This is a genomic window from Candidatus Omnitrophota bacterium (genome assembly GCA_030688425.1).
Taxonomy (GTDB): Bacteria; Omnitrophota; Gorgyraeia; order Zapsychrales; family JANLHA01; genus JAUYIB01.
Map to the genome: position 1 here is coordinate 1 of JAUYIB010000024.1, position 3,352 is coordinate 3,352.

3 protein-coding genes are annotated in these 3,352 nt (G+C 53.9%); 1 reads left to right on the top strand and 2 read right to left on the bottom strand.

Annotated features, from left to right (window positions below):
* Positions 1-105: 105 nt before the first annotated feature.
* A complete protein-coding gene (locus Q8Q08_10425; protein ID MDP2654431.1) occupies positions 106-1,185 on the top strand; it encodes a hypothetical protein in 1,080 nt (359 codons plus the stop codon).
* A 50-nt stretch (positions 1,186-1,235) separates the two neighbouring features.
* Here Q8Q08_10425 and Q8Q08_10430 read toward each other — a convergent pair whose 3' ends face one another.
* Together Q8Q08_10430 and Q8Q08_10435 are read right to left on the bottom strand one after the other, a co-directional pair.
* A complete protein-coding gene (locus Q8Q08_10430) occupies positions 1,236-1,718 on the bottom strand; it encodes a tripartite tricarboxylate transporter TctB family protein (protein ID MDP2654432.1) in 483 nt (160 codons plus the stop codon).
* Positions 1,715-3,226: a tripartite tricarboxylate transporter permease gene (locus Q8Q08_10435; GenBank protein MDP2654433.1), complete on the bottom strand. Its 1,512-nt coding sequence runs from the start codon at positions 3,224-3,226 to the stop codon at positions 1,715-1,717. Before Q8Q08_10435 ends, Q8Q08_10430 begins: the two co-directional genes overlap by 4 nt.
* Positions 3,227-3,352: the final 126 nt, after the last annotated feature.

Below are 3,352 nucleotides of genomic sequence, written 5' to 3' on the forward strand. Positions count from 1 at the left end.
TCGGGCTTGACATAAGCCGTAGAGAACCGGTCTAATGACGCCGTGTCAAGCCTATTTACTACGACGGGTGGCCTAGGTTCAAAAAAACATCAGCAGGAGGATTTTATGAAGCACAAGATCTTGTTTGTGATGGCAATGGTTGCTGGGCTTGTTTTTTTTGCCGTGGCGCATGAGTCAACTGCACAGGAATTCTTCAAGGACAAAATCATCCGCATTGTCGCTGGCTTTCCACCGGGAGGGGGTGTTGATACCGAGGCACGCCTGATTGCTCGCCATATTGGAAAACACATAGCGGGAAATCCCAACGTCATCGTGGATAACATGCCGGGGGCTGGCGGTAGAATCGCCCTCAGCCATGTCGGCAGCGTCGCGAAGCAAGACGGCTTGACCTGGACCGTAGTCCCCGCGACGCCAAATCTTTTTCAGGTCTTGGACAAGAACCGCAAATTCGACTTAACCAAGATGATCTATTTGAGAGGGAGTTCCGAGCCAGGGATTACCGTTATTCGCGATATCACAGGGGTGAAGAGTCCGGCTGACCTGGCCAAGGTCGATCCCAGCAATCTGGTCATTCCAGGACGAAGCTCTCCCGACGGTTCTCAGATGGGCTTGAGGTCGGCGCTAAAACTCTTGGGCGTCGAAAAAGGCTACAAGACGTCCTTGGGATACTCTGGGACGGCAAAGCTCACGGCGGCTCTACTGCAGGGAGAAGCCACTTTCTATGAATGGGCCTTACTCAATGTACTAAAGGGCGGAATTCTGTTCGAGCCCATTCAAGAGGGGAAAGTCATTGCCTTGTGGCAAAACGGTTTGTTGAATCCCCAGGGAAAGACGGTCCGAGACAAGCGTATCGATATTCCTACCTTTGAGGAAGTCTACACAAAGATTGCCGGGAAAGCACCGTCAGGCGTTGTGTGGGAGGCCTACAAAGTTTGTTCCCCGGCATCGCGTACCCTGAACCGCTCGGTTGTGATGACCCCAGGTGTGCCGCCGGATCGGGTAAAGATCTTGCGACAGGCCTTTGAATCGATGGAAAAGGACCCGAAGTACAAGGAGGAGATAACGCGGGTCACCGGATTTGAGCCTGTAACCTTCTCGGGTGAAGAAGCGGAGGAAATTCTTCGAGGCTTCGTTAAGAGCGTCACTCCCGACGTTCTCGCTTACTTGCGAACGATCGTGAAGTAGGGAGCCGTAGCGGGGTTTGGCTTTTTTGTCAGTTGACGTGGTATCCCTTCTTACCCGAACAGTGACGGGATCCAACCGTCGGGGAAGGGTATATGGAGAAGCCGATCAAAAAGGCCCTTCATTACGAGCCACGAAAGGGTCGTCAAAATAAGAGCCAAACCCCATTTTTCTTTGCCGCCCAGCTTAAGGTACGAGAATACAAAAACCGGAACGCCTACAGGGAACCCGATTAATAGAATCAGAATAAAGAAGCCCAATATCCAGCCGACGATCGCCAAGGTCCTTTGGCGGGCCACCAAGGGATCGATTTCTGTTGTCAACTCAAAATCGACCGCATGACCCTCCCTTTGCTTTTCAGTGGCAAAAGCGCTCAAGCCCATTTCGATCAACGCCAGCACCAGAAGCGGCACGGCAATCATTCTAGGAAAGAGCGCCGTTCGAAAGGGCCAATCCGTGGCCGAATAAAGAGCGTAGCTCGCTACCAACGCGATGCTTAAAGCGAGAAAGAAATGGAGATTGAGTTTGGGTTTCATGCGATCGGTTCACTCTCGACTTGTTTCAGGTAAAAACGTAAGTGCGGATAGGCGATAAATGTTACAGTTAAAACCATCAAGACGAGGACCACTGGGTCGTAGAGCCAAGAGAGACCGTAGCGGGTCGTCGAGATGTAGAAATGTGTTTCTGCGATCTCTCCCAGGACGAAACCGAGAACCAAGGGGGCTCTTGGCCAACTGCAGCGCACCATCAGGTAGCCGAAACCACCGAATAAGAGAAGACTGACGAGGTCGCCGATGTGATTGTGTTCGGTAAAGGCACCGATGAACGCAAGAAACAAAATAAATGGAATGAGGATCGCGCCGCGCACAGTGGTGAGCTTAGCCAGTTGATTAAGGAACAAGAGGCTGACCGCTACCGTGATCACGTTAGCGATAACCATCGTCCACACCATGGAGAAAGTCAGGACAAGGTGCTTGTCGAGCATGTCCAAACCAGGCCGGAGCCCTTGAATCAAGAACGCGCCGAGAAGAATGGCCATGGCTGCGCTCCCTGGAATGCCGAAGGCAATGGTAGGGATCAGCGAACCTCCTTCCTTGGAGTTATTGGCCGCGCCAGGCCCCAAAACTCCGCGCACATCACCTTTGCCAAACCCGCTGCGCTCAGTCGCATCACGAGCGCTTTGCGCCGCATGGCCGTAGGCGATCCACTGGGCGACGCTGCCTCCTAACCCTGGCATGATGCCAATGAATGTTCCGGCAAGGCTGCATCGGACCGTGAGCCAGAAATGGCGAAAGGTGTCCTTCACTCCCTCCATGACGCCGCTATTTAGGTTCCCTTGAGGCAGCTCTCCGGCAATCGATGTCCCTCGGACTGCCAAGTCGATAATCTCCGGCATAGCGAAGAGCCCTATGATGAGTGGAACAATCGCGACGCCGTCCCAAAGATAGAGCTGGTCGAAAGTGAAGCGCTCGATCCCGGCTTGGGGATCTAAGCCAACCAAGGCAATGAGAAGGCCCAAAAGACCCCCAAGAAAACCACGAATCATGGCTCGGCCGCCCTGGCCGCTCAAAGAGGAAATAAACGAGATGCCCATAACGGCCAGCATAAAAAGCTCCGGGGCGCCGAAGATCAGGACCAATGGGCGCATGATCGGAATCGAGATGGCCAGGGCGAAGGCGCCGATTATGGCGCCGACGAGCGAACTCATGAGCGCCGCTCCCAGTGCCCTGCCGGCCTCGCCTTTTTTGGCCATGGCATGGCCGTCCAGGATCGTTGCTGCGGCGCTGCCCTCTCCGGGAACCCCGAAAAGAATGGAGGTGATATCTCCGGTCGTAGCGGTCACCGAGTGCATCCCCAAGAGAAAGGCAAAAGCCTCGACCGGGGTCATGTCATAGATGAAGGGGAGCATCAGGGCGAGTGTGGTAAGGCCGCCGATACCTGGAAGCAGCCCCACCCAGAAACCTACGGCGATGCCAATGAGCATGAAGCTGAAGGTCTTCCATTGAAGCACCGCGAGAAAACCAGCGACAAAGGCTTCTACCACGATTCAGCCCTCGAGTCAGTTCGTCGTTCCTGATTGCCCTTATAAGACCGTTAATAAGGATACCGTATCGAATGCAATCCAACTCTTACCGTACTTCGTGGTTTTAAGGCAAGCGCTAAAAAAGGC